Annotated in this window: 16 protein-coding genes; 3 read left to right on the forward strand and 13 right to left on the reverse strand. The window is 45.1% G+C overall.

Translation table 11 applies throughout. The features are described from left to right. Positions 1-35: 35 nt before the first annotated feature. From AC4PM4_RS24300 to pdhA, 6 genes are all read right to left on the reverse strand, one after another. On the reverse strand, positions 36-524 hold the full coding sequence (locus AC4PM4_RS24300; protein WP_076289129.1) for a dihydrofolate reductase: 489 nt from the start codon (positions 522-524) through the stop codon (positions 36-38). A 29-nt stretch (positions 525-553) separates the two neighbouring features. After that, positions 554-1,348, reverse strand: a complete 795-nt coding sequence (thyA, locus tag AC4PM4_RS24305; RefSeq protein WP_063562828.1) for a thymidylate synthase — start codon at positions 1,346-1,348, stop codon at positions 554-556. Positions 1,349-1,682: 334 nt separating this feature from the next. Beyond that, positions 1,683-3,098, reverse strand: coding sequence for a dihydrolipoyl dehydrogenase (gene lpdA / locus AC4PM4_RS24310; RefSeq protein ID WP_024630356.1), 1,416 nt, complete (start codon positions 3,096-3,098; stop codon positions 1,683-1,685). A 3-nt stretch (positions 3,099-3,101) separates the two neighbouring features. Next, positions 3,102-4,415 carry a dihydrolipoamide acetyltransferase family protein gene (locus tag AC4PM4_RS24315; RefSeq protein WP_491614748.1) on the reverse strand — a complete coding sequence of 438 codons (1,314 nt, stop codon included), beginning with the start codon at positions 4,413-4,415 and terminating at the stop codon, positions 3,102-3,104. A gap of 175 nt (positions 4,416-4,590) precedes the next feature. After that, positions 4,591-5,568: an alpha-ketoacid dehydrogenase subunit beta gene (locus AC4PM4_RS24320; RefSeq protein ID WP_062325380.1), complete on the reverse strand. Its 978-nt coding sequence runs from the start codon at positions 5,566-5,568 to the stop codon at positions 4,591-4,593. 105 nt (positions 5,569-5,673) lie between these two features. Beyond that, positions 5,674-6,741: a pyruvate dehydrogenase (acetyl-transferring) E1 component subunit alpha gene (gene pdhA, locus AC4PM4_RS24325; RefSeq protein ID WP_053780908.1), complete on the reverse strand. Its 1,068-nt coding sequence runs from the start codon at positions 6,739-6,741 to the stop codon at positions 5,674-5,676. A 255-nt stretch (positions 6,742-6,996) separates the two neighbouring features. On the opposite strand from pdhA, the gene AC4PM4_RS24330 reads away from it, so the two are divergent. Next, positions 6,997-7,731 (forward strand): alpha/beta hydrolase, encoded by a 735-nt coding sequence (locus AC4PM4_RS24330; protein WP_063562831.1) that lies wholly within the window; start codon positions 6,997-6,999, stop codon positions 7,729-7,731. A 158-nt stretch (positions 7,732-7,889) separates the two neighbouring features. On the opposite strand, the gene AC4PM4_RS24335 is transcribed toward AC4PM4_RS24330, so the two are convergent. Then, positions 7,890-8,360, reverse strand: a complete 471-nt coding sequence (locus AC4PM4_RS24335; RefSeq protein ID WP_491614749.1) for a low molecular weight protein-tyrosine-phosphatase — start codon at positions 8,358-8,360, stop codon at positions 7,890-7,892. Between the two features lies 1 nt (position 8,361). Next, a complete protein-coding gene (locus tag AC4PM4_RS24340; RefSeq protein ID WP_063563197.1) occupies positions 8,362-9,030 on the reverse strand; it encodes a trimeric intracellular cation channel family protein in 669 nt (222 codons plus the stop codon). 187 nt (positions 9,031-9,217) lie between these two features. Here AC4PM4_RS24340 and AC4PM4_RS24345 point away from each other — a divergent pair, with 187 nt between their 5' ends. Both AC4PM4_RS24345 and AC4PM4_RS24350 read left to right on the forward strand, forming a co-directional pair. Further along, positions 9,218-9,859, forward strand: coding sequence for a thiamine diphosphokinase (locus AC4PM4_RS24345; protein WP_063562833.1), 642 nt, complete (start codon positions 9,218-9,220; stop codon positions 9,857-9,859). A gap of 281 nt (positions 9,860-10,140) precedes the next feature. Next, a complete protein-coding gene (locus tag AC4PM4_RS24350) occupies positions 10,141-10,641 on the forward strand; it encodes a C40 family peptidase (protein ID WP_053780904.1) in 501 nt (166 codons plus the stop codon). A gap of 135 nt (positions 10,642-10,776) precedes the next feature. On the opposite strand, the gene AC4PM4_RS24355 is transcribed toward AC4PM4_RS24350, so the two are convergent. The 5 genes from AC4PM4_RS24355 to thiO all read right to left on the reverse strand — a co-directional run bounded on the left by AC4PM4_RS24355 (position 10,777) and on the right by thiO (position 14,886). Next, a complete protein-coding gene (locus AC4PM4_RS24355; protein ID WP_400345526.1) occupies positions 10,777-11,466 on the reverse strand; it encodes a winged helix-turn-helix domain-containing protein in 690 nt (229 codons plus the stop codon). Between the two features lie 173 nt (positions 11,467-11,639). Beyond that, on the reverse strand, positions 11,640-12,689 hold the full coding sequence (locus tag AC4PM4_RS24360) for a MoeB/ThiF family adenylyltransferase (protein WP_063562835.1): 1,050 nt from the start codon (positions 12,687-12,689) through the stop codon (positions 11,640-11,642). Then, a complete protein-coding gene (locus AC4PM4_RS24365) occupies positions 12,686-13,453 on the reverse strand; it encodes a thiazole synthase (protein ID WP_063562836.1) in 768 nt (255 codons plus the stop codon). Before AC4PM4_RS24365 ends, AC4PM4_RS24360 begins: the two co-directional genes overlap by 4 nt. Before the next feature lie 3 nt (positions 13,454-13,456). After that, on the reverse strand, positions 13,457-13,660 hold the full coding sequence (thiS, locus tag AC4PM4_RS24370) for a sulfur carrier protein ThiS (protein ID WP_063562837.1): 204 nt from the start codon (positions 13,658-13,660) through the stop codon (positions 13,457-13,459). Next, on the reverse strand, positions 13,657-14,886 hold the full coding sequence (gene thiO / locus AC4PM4_RS24375; RefSeq protein ID WP_491614750.1) for a glycine oxidase ThiO: 1,230 nt from the start codon (positions 14,884-14,886) through the stop codon (positions 13,657-13,659). Before thiO ends, thiS begins: the two co-directional genes overlap by 4 nt. Positions 14,887-14,891 lie beyond the last annotated feature (5 nt).

Below are 14,891 nucleotides of genomic sequence, written 5' to 3' on the forward strand. Positions count from 1 at the left end.
ATGTTTGGGCTCTTCTACTTCATCTTATGACCCTTTTACCGTTTTCGTTCGTAGAACTCAAACGTATATGCATAAACATTTTTTTCATCTTGCTCGCCTTCAATCTGTTCTGTTAGCTCCCACTCCGACCAATCCACTTCCGGGAAAAAGGTATCCCCCTCAAAATTCTCATGGATTTTGGTCACCACCAGACGATCTGCGAGCGGCAAAAACTCACGATAGACCTGGGAACCGCCAATGACGCAGAGCTCTTCGCCTTTTGTAACTTCCAGACCCTCTTCAATCGTATGCACCACTTCAGCCTGATTCGCTTGGTAGTTCAGATCTCTTGTTACAACAATATTCCGACGTTGCGGAAGCGGCTTGCCTCCAAAGGACTCCCATGTGTTACGTCCCATAATAATCGTTTTGTTCAACGTACGTTGCTTGAAAAAGGCCATATCTTTAGGCAAACGCCACGGAATGGAATTATTCAATCCAATGACACCATTCTCGCCCATCGCCCATACAAGTTCAATGCTCAAGATTTCACACTCCTTCAATCCGTGTCTGTTTATACGGCAATCGGGGCTTTAATACCCGGATGATGCTGATAGTTCTCAAACTCAAAATCATCAAACGTATAATCGAAAATGGAATCCGGCTTGCGCTTGATTACCAATTTAGGCAACGCGAATGGTTCACGCTCCAACTGCGTTTTCACTTGTTCCACATGGTTTGAGTAGATATGAACATCCCCACCGGACCAGATGAACTCTCCCACTTCAAGATCACACTGCTGCGCAATCATATGTGTCAGCAGCGCATAGCTGGCAATGTTAAATGGCAACCCGAGGAACGTATCTACAGAACGCATGGTAAGCATACACGATAGTTTACCCTCAGCCACATAGAACTGAAACGCGAAATGACAAGGAGGCAATTTCATGTTGTTAATCTCCGCCACATTCCAGGCACTAACGAGGTGACGCCGTGAATCTGGATTATTCTTGATCGAATCAATAACGGCAGCAATCTGATCGATCTTCTCCCCGTTTGGTGCTTCCCAAGTACGCCATTGTGATCCATATACCGGACCTAGGTCGCCATTTTCGTCAGCCCAATCGTCCCAGATCTTCACGCCGTTTTCCTTGAGATAGGATATATTCGTATCCCCGCTCAAAAACCACAACAACTCATGAATGACTGATTTCAGATGGATTCGCTTAGTTGTTACCAGCGGGAACCCTTCGGATAGGTCGTATCTGAGCTGTCTGCCAAATACCGACTGTGTTCCAGTTCCGGTGCGATCTCCCTTATGCACGCCAGTATCCAAGATATCCTGTAATAAATCGAGATAGTTTTTCAAATTATATTCCCCTCGCACTTCTAATTTCATAGCAATAAAAACAAACAAGAACATTCACACAACTGGTGTTTGCTCCAATTTGCCTTATTTTAAAAAAAACAGCATCGACCTAAGCCCTCCGCTGTCATATTGGTTGTTACAGTGTACCACATTAAGCTTCTGATTGCATGGTGCTTAATTGATTTAAGTGCTACTGAACCTCATTAATTCATGTCATTAACAGGCTCTCTCTTTAGGTGTTCACATAAAAAAAGGGACAGACAACGCTGTAACACGTTATCCATCCCTTCTTGATTTACGTATAATGCCGGACGAATCCGAAGCTTAGACGATATTAGCGGGAAATGATGTGGATCGGATGACCCATAACCAGTTCCGCAGCTTCCATCACGATTTCACCCAAAGTAGGGTGAGCGTGAATAGTCAGCGCCAAATCTTCCAGAGTAGCACCCATTTCAATTGCGAGACCAAGCTCAGCAATCAGGTTGGAAGCTTCCAGACCTACGATTTGGCAACCCAACACGAGGCCGCTTTCTTCGTCAGCAACGATTTTCACGAAGCCTTCAGCGTGGTTCAAAGATACAGCACGGCCATTACCCGCATATGGGAATTTGCCAGCTTTTACTTTGTAGCCTTTTTCTTTAGCTTCTTTCTCAGTGTAACCTACGCTGGAGCACTCAGGATCTGTGAACACAACTGCAGGCATACATTTGTAGTCAACTACAGATGGTTGTCCTGCGATCGCTTCAGCAGCCACTTTACCTTCATAAGAAGCTTTGTGGGCAAGTGCCAGACCGGATACGATATCACCGATTGCAAAGATGTGAGGAATGCTAGTACGGCCTTGGTGATCAACTTTAACGAATCCACGCTCGTCAACGTCTACGCCAATCAGGTCCAGACCAAGCTCTCCGTCTGTATTTGGACGACGTCCTACAGTAACCAGCAGGTAATCTGCAGTTACTTCTTTGGATTCACCATTTACGGAATATTTAACAGTTACATCTTTATCCGTTTGCTCAGCACTCTCAGCTTTTGCACCCGTTACGATTTCGATGCCTGTTTTCTTCATGTTTTTAGCTACGAGGCTAGTCATGTCTTTATCGAAACCTGGCAGTACAGTATCCAAACCTTCGATGATTGTTACTTTAGCACCGAATTTGGAGTACATTTGACCAAGCTCAGCACCGATATAACCGCCACCGATAACGATCATGCTTTTTGGAACTTCAGGCAAGTTCAGAGCTTCTGTTGAAGACAGAATGCGTCCGCCAAACGGGAAAGGTTTCAGTTCGATTGGACGGGAACCTGTTGCAATGATTGCATTTTTGAATTTGTAACGTGGAGACTCGTGATCGTTAAATACACGAGCTTCGTTTTCGTTAATGAACATGCACTCACCGTTGAAAACTTCAACTTTGTTGCCTTTGAGCAAACCAGCTACGCCGCCAGTCATTTTCTTAACAACGCCGTTTTTGAATTCTTGAGTTTTGCTGAAGTCCACTTTTACGTTCTCAGCAGAGATACCAAAAGCTTCGCCGTGCAATGCAGACTCATATTGGTGTGCAGCCGAGATCAGGGCTTTGGATGGAATACATCCGCGGTTCAAACAAACGCCACCCAGTTCGGATTTGTCTACGATCAATACGCTTTGGCCCAGTTGAGCAGCACGGATGGCAGCTACATAGCCACCAGGACCCGCACCAATTACTAATGTGTCGATATTGAGAGAAGCGTCGCCTACTACCATATCTTACACCTCCATAACAAGCAGCTCAGGGTTAGCGAGCAGCTGTTTAATGTAGTTCATAAAGTTTTGTGCTGTTGCGCCATCGATGATACGGTGGTCAAAGCTCAGGGAAAGAGCCATTACAGGTGCTGCAACAACTTCGCCATTTTTAATAACGGCTTTTTCGCTGATGCGTCCAGTTCCGAGAATTGCAACTTCAGGGAAGTTGATGATCGGAGTGAAGAACATACCGCCAGCAGAACCGATGTTACTGATGGAGATTGTGCTTCCTCTCATTTCGTTCGCGCTCAATTTGCCATCGCGGCCACGAGCTGCCAGATCACGAATGGAATCAGCGATCATCCAGATGGATTTACGATCAGCATCTTTGATAACAGGAACGATCAAGCCGTTGTCTGTATCTGTAGCGATACCGATGTTGTAGTATTTTTTGTATACAATTTCATTAGCTTCTTCATCAATCATAGCGTTCAATGCTGGGAACTCACGGGAAGCAGCAACCAGAGCTTTAACGATGAATGGCAGATAAGTTACTTTTGTACCTTTTTTCTCAGCGATAGGTTTCATGCGAGTACGGAAAGCAACCAGTTCAGTTACGTCCACTTCGTCCATGATTGTAACGTGAGGTGCTGTGTAAGCCGATTTAACCATCGCATTGGAGATCGCTTTACGGATACCTTTGAATGGTACGCGCTCTTCTTCCACACGTTGATCAGCTGCAGCAGCTGCTGGTGTTGCGGATTTTTTCTCTTCTTGAGCCGGAGTTTCGGAAGATGCCGCTGCGGAAGAACCGCCACCGTTTTTGAAGGATTCAACATCTTCTTTGGTAACTTTACCGTTGTTGCCAGTACCGTTAACTTGAGCGATGTCTACGCCTTGTTCGCGAGCAAATTTACGCACGCTTGGTGTTGCCAGAACGTCTTTGGCAGGTACTGCCGGAACGCTGTTGTTTCCGCCTTCTTTAGCTGCATCCGAGCTGGAAGCTGCTGCGGAAGAACCGCTTGTGTCAGCTCCACCTTGAGCTGCATCTTTTTCTTGTTCGCCTGCAGGAGCGTCGTCTTGCTCTGGAAGCTCACCTTCAGCGTCGATGATTGCAACAACTTCGCCAACGTGGCAAACTTGACCATCTTTTGCGAATACTTCTGTTACTGTGCCGTTAACCGGACAAGGTACTTCAACGACCGCTTTGTCATTCTGTACTTCCATGATGATGTCGTCGTCAGTTACTTTGTCACCGACTTTGATGTGCATCTTGATGATTTCGCCTTCGTGAAGGCCTTCGCCCAGTTCAGGGAATTTGTATTCAAATTTAGCCAACTGAAAAACCTCCTTGATTATGTCTCAATCCTGAAAACAACCCTTAACTCCAAGAAACAACCGTTACTGCTAATGCAATAAACTGTTACTCAAGGGGCTAATGGCTGTTTACAGTGCAGCTTGCGCTGCGGTGTGGATCACCATACTGCGCCTTGCGGCATGTCAGATGATTAAATTAGAAATTTACGACTTTGTTAACCGCAGCAACGATACGTGCTGGGTTAGGAAGCCATGTATCTTCGATTTGTGCAAATGGATATACAGTATCCGGACCAGCTACACGCAGAACCGGAGCTTCCAAGTGCAGGATTGCTTTTTCATTGATTTGTGCAATGACTTCAGCTGCAACACCTGCGCTCTTTTGAGCTTCCTGTACAACAATTGCACGGTTTGTTTTCTTAATGGAAGCAACGATAGTGTCGATGTCGATCGGGCTAACCGTACGAAGGTCGATAACTTCAACTTTGATTCCTTGTTTTTCGAGCTCTTCTGCTGCTTTCACAGAAGTGTGAACCATCATACCGTAAGTAATGATAGTTACATCAGAACCTTCACGAACAACGTTCGCTTTGCCCAGCTCAACTGTGTAATCTTCTTCAGGTACTTCTGCACGGAATGCATGGTACAAGTTCAAGTGCTCCATGAAGAATACAGGGTCGTTATCGCGAATAGAAGCGATCATAAGACCTTTTGCATCGTAAGGGTTAGAAGGCACTACCACTTTAATACCCGGAGTTTGCGTAAGCAAACCTTCAAGGGAATCTGTGTGCAATTCTGCCGCTTTTACACCGCCACCGAATGGTGTACGGAATACGATTGGAGAATTATATTTACCGCCGGAGCGGAAACGCATACGAGCTGCTTGAACTACCATTTGGTCAAGGGCTTCGAAGATAAAACCAACGAATTGGATCTCGGCAACCGGACGGAAACCTTGAACACCCAAACCAACAGCCAGACCGCCAATAGCGGACTCAGCGAGTGGAGTATCAAATACACGCTCTTCGCCAAACTCTTTTTGCAGACCTTCCGTTACACGGAAAACGCCGCCTACATTACCTACGTCTTCACCGAAAAGCAGAACGTTAGGATCACGTTTCAACTCAACGCGAAGCGCATCACGGATTGCTTCTTTCATGTTCATTTGTGCCATTTGCTTCATTTCCTCCTTAAACATTGACAGTTCACATTTGAATTCATACATGTATACCGGGACACCGGAACCCGTCCCGGATGTTTATGCTTTATCGGAAAAAACTTATTGGAAATCAGCTTTTTGCTCTTCCAAGTGCTTAGGCGTTTGTTCGAACATGCTGTCGATCAAGCCTGAAATCGTCATTTTCTCGGTTTTTTCCGCTTTTTTGATCTCTTCGTTCACTTTTGCTTTTGCTTCTTCTTTCACACGTGCTGTATCTTCTTCAGTCCACAGACCTTTTTTCTCCAGATATTTAGCAAAACGTGCGATTGGATCTTTAGCATTCCATTCAGCCTCTTCTTCTTTTGTACGATACTTAGAAGCATCGTCAGAAAGGGAGTGAGGACGGAAACGGTAAGTTACTGCTTCGATCAGAGTTGCGCCTTCGCCGTTACGACCACGTTCAGCAGCTTCCTGAACCGCTTTGATAACTGCGAAGATGTCCATACCATCAATTTTAACACCTTTGATACCTGCTGCTACCGCTTTGTGAGCGATGGACAGAGCTGCCGTTTGTTTAGCAAAAGGAGTTGTGATGGCATAACCATTGTTTTGTACGAAGAAAATAACAGGCAATTTGTAAACACCAGCGTAGTTCAGACCTTCATAGAAGTCACCTTCTGAAGAACCACCATCACCTGTGTACGTAATTACAACTTGTTTTTGTTTCTTCAGTTTGTAACCCATAGCAATACCCATTGCGTGCAGGATTTGTGCACCAATGATGATTTGCGGCATCAATACATTAACGCCATCCGGAATTTGTCCACCATGTTGGTGTCCACGGGAGTACAGGAACGCTTGATAAAGAGGAAGTCCATGCCACACGAGTTGCGGAATGTCACGATAGCCAGGACATACAAAGTCTTCTTTTTCAATTGCAAATTCACTACCAACCATTGTAGCTTCTTGACCAGATACTGGAGCATAGAAACCAAGACGACCTTGACGGCCCAGGTTTACTGCACGGTCATCCCAAGTACGGGTAAATACCATGCGATACATAATTTCTTTTAATTGATCGTCGGAAAGCTTAGGCATCATGTCTTTGTTAACGATTTCGCCGTCAGGAGACAGCACGGACAGAGCTTCTACATCCTCCGTATATACTTCATAAGGAACCTTGCTCATTTTTTTCTTCACCTCAACAAAAAATTTGAATATCAAGTTCCGCTGTTATAATATTATTATACACCTGTTTCACTGCATACGTCAAAGATATCCGTAATTTTTTTATGTTTCCTTCCGGATTGTATGTATAACAGGGGCTTAATATTGGTATAACAGCATAATACATGTTTGCGTATTTGACCTATCCCCGCACAAGGTTAATCTTACCGTATTGCGCGGTCGAATGCAAAAATTAACCGAGAAAGGTGACGTTTTATGACGGATTCCCGCTATTTGAAACGCACGATTGTAAAGGAAGAGATTGAGAGCCGCTATCTCGGAGAGAAGCGCACATTACGAATTTATCTTCCCCCAGGCTATAACGAATTGTTATCTTACCCTGTCGTATATTGTCAGGACGGTGAAGAATTTTTCAACTTTGGACGTATCGCCACCACTGCCAACCGCATCATTCTCGACGAGGGAGCCGAACCTTTCATTATAGTAGGAGTTCAGGTTGACGTGTCTGTAAGAACTCAGGAATACGCCCCTTTCGGCGATCGGTTCAAGGCGTATACCTCATGCTTCGCTGAAGAGATTATTCCCTATGTAGAAGAGAAATATCCTGTGCGCCGCTCTCCGCAGGAACGTGTTCTTGCCGGAGACTCACTGGGTGGCAGCGTTTCGCTTCATCTTGCTCTACTCTATCCAGACCTGTTTACACGTGTCATCAGCATGTCTGGAGCTTACTACTCCGCTTCCCAGGAAATCTACGCTGCAGCTGAAGACTTGTCCTGGTTATCGATCTGGATGATTGTTGGTTTGCAGGAGACTGCCTTTGAAGCCGATACCGGCACATATGATTTTGTTCAATTAAACCGGGATACCCGTGATTTGCTGGAAAAACGAGGTGCGCTTGTCTCCTATCAGGAGAAAGACGGGCATCACCAATGGGGATTCTGGCAGAACGAGCTGCCGGAAGCATTGCTTTACTTTCTTCAAGAAAATTAATTCGATTATTGAACAGGCGGCTGAAATGCCGCTTTTGTTTTACATTCACATGGTACCGCTTACATGAACGTTCAAAAAAGAAGCAGGCTCACCTGCTTGTCCGTTCCAGCTTCTTCTCTTGTATCACACAAGTCATTCCTAGAGAACACCACCGATTGTTATATCAAAGAATGTTCCTTTTCAATCCGATCCATCAACACGCCGCAGCCTGCATCAACCAGCCTGTATACTTCTTCAAAATTCCCCGTATAATACGGGTCGGGTACTTCACGGAGCGTCTCGTTCGGCAGCAGATCCATCATCTTGATAATTTCCGCATCCTCACCACCTGTTACACTTCTTACGTTAGCTGCGTTGGAATCATCCATGCATATAATGTAATCAAAATGTGTGAAGTCCGCACTCGCAAATTGCCTTGCCGCCATGTTGGCATAAGAAATTTGATATGAATCCAGCAATGATCGTGTCCCCTCATGCGGAGGTTTGCCAACATGCCAGTCTCCTGTACCTGCTGAGTCCACTGAAATCTGCTGATCAAGTCCTCTTTCACTCACTTTATGACGGAGGACAGCCTCAGCCATTGGTGAGCGGCATATGTTGCCTAAACATACAAACAAAACGTTAATCATGTTATTCCCCCTTACTCAAGGTGCGGTTAAGTGGCGCTGGTGCTGTCTGAGGTTTCACACTCTCCGTTTGTACCAGAGAACGACGAGGCAGCTTCCATTTATAATGAACAGAACACATTCGGAAGAACACAACTGCGGCGAAACATATTAACAGCCCAACGTTGGTTGTGAACCATCCCATACCTATGGCAAAACCAGCTGTTATTGCCCACACGGCATAAATTTCATCACGCAGTACCAATGGCTTCCTGCCAGCCAGCAGATCACGAATGATTCCTCCGCCTATACCGGTCATCACTGCGGCTACAATAACCGCACTAATGGGATGTCCCATATTGGCTGCGTATAACGCCCCTTGAATCGCAAATGCTGCAAGTCCAATCGCATCGAACAGCGCTTCTGTCCGCTTCCAGTGACCAATCCACTTAAGAGGTAGTACGAAAGCAATCGCTACAGATATAAGGGCGAGCATAATCAGCATTCCCTGGCTCCACAGCATCGTTACGGGTACACCAATGAGAACATTACGAATGACTCCGCCTCCAAATGCGGTCACGAGTCCCAGTACCAGTACACCCAAAATATCATATTCCTCTTCCATTGCCACGAAAGCGCCGGACATTGCAAATGCAATGGTACCTATAATGCTGAATACTTCAAAAATGTGCAAGTCCAACCTGTTCAAACCTCACTTTTCAAGTCATCTCCATGTTGCTCTACCCATTGTATCCGCGCATGCCGAAATTGTGCAACCACATTTTGTGGATTATACTGGTTTTGTGAATGATTTTTGCATCATTCTAACACCTTAATTAGAAGTGAATTGTTTCTTTATTGATTAGGAAGGATGAAATAGAATGACTAAGAAACGTATTGTTATTTTTACAGGGGGAAACCTCTCTCCTCAATTTCTAAAAGAAATCGGTAAGGATGACATCATTATCGCAGCTGATCGTGGGGCGTTGTTCTTAATAGAACATGGGATTCAACCACATATCGCAGTAGGTGATTTTGATTCCATTACCGAGCAGGAACGGGAGAAGGTACGAGATAACAGCGAACGGATAATCACCTGTGATCCTGTGCATAAGGATTTGACCGATACCGAAATGGCATTTGAAACAGCATTGGATCTTGAGCCTACTGACATTCTTATGTTGGGCGCAACGGGCACACGCATGGATCATACACTGGCTAACGTACATATTATGGTCCGCGCTATGCAGCATCATATTTCCTGTACTCTGCAGGATGAACACAATTATATGATGCTAACGACCTCCGAAGCTTTTGTGGAAGACCGCGGATATGAGTACATCTCCCTGCTCCCACTTACTAATGAAGTAACAGGTATCACACTGGAAGGTTTCATGTACCCGCTAGATCAAGCTACTATACGCATGGGACAATCTTTGGGGATTAGCAACAAACTGCTCGGAAAGTCTGGCACCGTCTCTATTGATAGTGGGTTATTACTCATTATTCAGAGCAAAGATTAACCTTCCGCCTATACTTATTACGTTTTTGTAACCTATGATTTAGATTAAAAATAAGAGCATAAAACAACAAAGACCCTTGAATATCAAGGGTCTTTTCTATTTTTGTAACATTCGAGCTTCGTCAATGATTAATTTTTTGACATTTTTAATGGTATTTTAATAAACAAACCCAAACCGTTGCGGCCCTAGGGAGAATCAGGTTCCATCCAATTTCTAGGCTGTTACAAAGCTGTTATACTCGCTCTAGCAACTAAACGAAAACGAATTTTGGAGGTACTCACATGAAAACAAACATCTTTGTCCAAAAGGCCGTAACCGTCGGGTTGTGCGCTACACTAGGTTTTGGAGCTGTATTAATGACTAATGCACCTGTCGCACAGGCAGCAAGCGCTTCTGTATCCACAGGACAACAAATCGTGAACTATGGTAAAACCTTTACAGGAACTCCATATAAATTTGGTGCGTCAACTTCTACAACCAAAAATTTTGACTGCTCTTCTTTTATGAAATACATCTTCAAAAAGTATGGTGTAGACCTGCCACGTACATCCGTTAAGCAATCCCAAGAAGGTGTAGCTGTTTCCAAAGCTAATCTGCAAGTGGGAGATCTCGTCTTCTTCTCCAGCGGTAGTCGCTCTACAGGCTCCAATATTACTCACGTAGGCGTATATGCAGGCGACGGAAAAGTTCTGCACACGTACGGATCACCAGGTGTAACTCTCTCCGACTTGAACTCGGGGAACTGGAAAAAAACATATATTAAAGCTCGCCGCGTACTGTAGCTCATATTCCGAAAATAACGAAGCGAGTAGGGCCGGATCTGATGATCCGGTCCTTTTATATTTACCCAATGAAGTTCTCTCTCCAAACAGGAGTTATGTGGAAAACAGGAACTATGTTCGGTGATACGACCTCTTTTATTGAGTATGAAGCATATAACCGATGCCACGAACGGTATGAATTAATTTGACACTCCTCCCCTTATCCACCTTCACTCGTAAATGTTTGATATATACATCCACCACATTAGTATCCATTGCAAAATCATACCCCCATACTTCCCTTAAAATAACGCTCCGGGGACACGCCTCATTCACATGACGAGCCAAAAATTCCAGCAATTCGTATTCTTTCGGAGTTAATACCAGATATTCGCCTGCACGACTTACACGACGTGAACGCAGATTGACCTTGAGGTCATGTACTACAATGACTTCTTCATCTTCCTGTGAAGCATGCGAGAACACACGTAAAAGATTCCGTATTCTGGCCATCATCACATTACCGTGAATAGGTGCTTCTATCACATCATTAGCGCCGTAATCGAGTAATTCCACAATCAATTCAGGCGATATCTTGGGAGTTATCACAAGTAATGGGGAGGTGACACCTACGTGCACAAAAGACTCTAGTCCATTTTTCAGGGTATCTTCATGACACCCTTCATTCATTAATATGATCATATTAAGATTCGTGAGTGTTAGTTCAGAAATACGGTTCAGATCTGTCCATTCCATTTTCTCAACTTGGTACCCTTCTGCACACAGTATGCCTTGAATAAAAGAAACCAGATCGCCCCTGCCAACCAGTAATATGGATGTTTTCATTTTTTCACCCGGCCTGTCTTGTACGCTGCTACATTTGTTGGTTTAAACTACACTTGGTCTCCACATCCTTGTGACCACTGTGCATCGCAGCATTGTTGTATGTTTATCATGCCGTAAAATGAAAAAGTCCATTCCCGGAAGGAACGGACGCGGAACATTCATTTGATTTTTCTCTAACCAAAGTACCGGTGAACCAGCGTACGCGCCTCTGCCGTGTCTTTTGTTCCATGAACAAGGACACGACCATCCTGAAAAATGACCATCCTGTGCGCTCCCGTTGTAAAAGAAACCAAAAATGGATTAACCTCCACTTTGCCTTCATCCAACTTGCCGAGACGATCAGCCGTATGTTGTAAATCCAGATTCATTCGCCGTGAAGGGCGAATCTGTACCGTATCCCTACCACATAATACGTCTGTTTTTTCCAGGTTTGAGGCAGAGAGGTACGGATAGTTAGCCTTTACTCCGCAGGAAGGACAATCTTCTTTTCGGGCACCGTCGACGTTAATGGATATGTATTCATTTCTCCACACATCGAATGATAACAACTTGCGTCTCAGTGCACCTGAATTACCACTGAGAAGCTTCATTGCTTCGGCAGTCTGATTAGCCGTAACCATCTGCACCGCCTGAGGGATAATGCCTGATGTGTCACAGGTATCCCCACCTAACGGAACCTCACCCAACAAGCAGTTTAAACAAGGCGTTTCTCCAGGCAGAAACGTGTAGGTAATTCCATAACTGCCCACACATCCTCCATAAATCCACGGAATACGATACTTCTGAGACATATCATTTATTAATAGCCGGGTATCAAAATTATCTGTTGCATCCATGATCAAGTCTGCGTTCTGAACCAGTTCTTCCAGTTCATCTACTCTGACGTCCATCACTTTGCCTACAACCTCAACGTTAGAATTAATGTCAGATAGGCGCTTTTTCGCTGCCATCGCTTTGGGCATTCGCTGAATGGCGTCTTGCTCAATATATAATTGCTGTCGTTGTAGGTTGCTCCACTCCACATAGTCACGATCTGCAATAGTAATATGGCCAATTCCTGAACGTACCAATGTTTCCGCAATACCCGTACCAAGCGCGCCCGCTCCAACAATTAATACTTTGCTGTTATTCAATCTATGCTGACCTTCCTTACCGATAGGTGCATACCGTTCCTGTCTGGAATAGCGGTCTCCCTGTTCAGAAGATCGTGTCTGATTAGTCATGTATGAATCATTCCTTCCGCCGGACTACTAGCTGCTGCATAGCGCTTAACGGGAATCATGCCTGCCTCATAAGCCAGTCTGCCTGCTTCAACCCCCATTCGCATGGCCTTCGCCATCTTTACCGGATCTCCTGATCCGGAGACAGCCGTATTCAACAATACACCGTCAGCTCCCAGCTCCATCGCATGAGCAGCATCTTTAGGTGCTCGAAGTCCTGCATCCACAATAACAGGAACGACGGCTTGTTCAATAATAATCTCCAGATTATAGGGATTAATAATTCCTCTCCCCGCCCCTATGGGTGAAGCCCCAGGCATAACAGCATGTACGCCGAGTAGTTGCAATCGCTTGGCCAGAATAACATCGTCCGAGATATAAGGCAGTACCGTAAAGCCCTTTTCAAGCAAGATCTCGCAAGCTTTATAGGTTTCAATTGGGTCAGGAAGTAATGTGATTCCATCGCCGATAACTTCTACTTTTATCATATCACAAAGTCCTGAAGCCCGAGCTAGTTCAGCGATTCGCACAGCTTCCTCTGCTGTTGCAGCACCCGCTGTATTGGGAAGCAGGGTATATCTTTTCAAATCCAGTGTGTCCAGAAAGTGCTGTTTGTTCCGATCTTCCAAGTTCAAACGCCGAACCGCGAACGTTAATACTTCCGTACCGGAGGCTTCAACCGCCTGGCTCTGCACTTCCAAGTCCGAAAATTTGCCTGTACCCAGCAGCAATCTAGACTCAAACGTATAATTTCCAATCCTCAACATAATTCAACCGCCTCCCACAAAATGTACAATTTCAATTCGGTCTCCGTCTCTTAACGCCGTCGTTTCATGATATTCCCGCGTTAAAATTTGCCGATTCAATTCAACCACGACGGTTTTTACTTGTAAATTAAATGAATGGAGCAATTTGTCCACACGATTTAAGCTATCTTCAATTTGCATGGTTTGTCCGTTGACAATGATGTTCACTGCAACATCTCCTTTATGTTCAAACGTTCTGGGCAAAGGTCCTGAATCCCCAGTTCTTCCGAGGTTTTGCCACAAATCAAGTCAGCCATGAGGCTGCCTGTAATTGCACTAAGCAATATGCCGTTACGATAATGTCCAAAAGCAGCGAATAAACCAGGAACACTTTCACAAGCCCCTATATACGGCATTCCATCCGGAGTCGAAGGACGTACACCAGCCCAGGCTCGGATAAAATGTGCTTCCTTCATGCCAGGTACCCAGTTTGTTGCAGCTGCAAGCAGCTTCTGAATGCCTTGTACCGAAACTTTCATGTCTGTTCTTCCAGGAAGGCTTGTTGCACCGATCCATACTTCTCCATTGGCTTTGGGAACAATATATATATCCTCTGCATACACCGTTTTGTCTGGCCTGTACCCGGCATGGTGGGGAGAAAACTGCACAGCTGCAATCTCCCCCTTTACTGGTAAAACAGGCGATTTCAGACCCACATGTCTCATCAATTCTTCACCATGTAACCCTGTAGCAATAATTACATTTCTCGATGTCATCGTTCCTATTGAAGTCTCGATTCCTTGCACACCATTCACATCCGTATGCAAACGGACATCCTGTACACCTTCCATCACCCTTGCACCCATGGCTTGAGCAGATCTGACATAAGCCTGCGTTAAGTTGACAGGAAGAACCTCGCTCTCGGAAGGTCTGTAATATGCTCCATACGTATCCCTGTTTAACCATGATGCTTCCTGCTGGACAGAAATACGATCCCACCAAATATGTTCTGTAGATAAGGTAGACGATCGATTATTTTTGTAACTGCTGACTTCACTGTATGAACGAAAAGGAGTAATAAAGCCATGCTGTTGCAGCCCCATTTCCACTCCGCTAAGCGAACTGATCCGTTCCTTCTGCTCATGAAGCAAAGCTCTGCTCTGCCGTGCAAGCTTTGCCATTACAGCATGAGTGAATTCCTCACTATCAGCCGCAAGCATGCCTGCGGCTGCACAGGAAGTTCCCCCAGCGATCCGCGCCCGCTCAACCAAAAGAACGTCATGGCCTCGAGTAGCGAGTTCACATGCGATGGCACATCCGATAACTCCTCCACCTACAATAATGGTTTCTGCATGAAGCTTGCCTCCAACTTCCGCTCCAACTTTACTTCCCGAAACTATTCCTGGATGATAGCCTGAACGATTCCTGCTTCGACTTCTTGCTTCCTCTCTCAAGATCT

Source organism: Paenibacillus sp. MDV22-iso6, assembly GCF_058408365.1.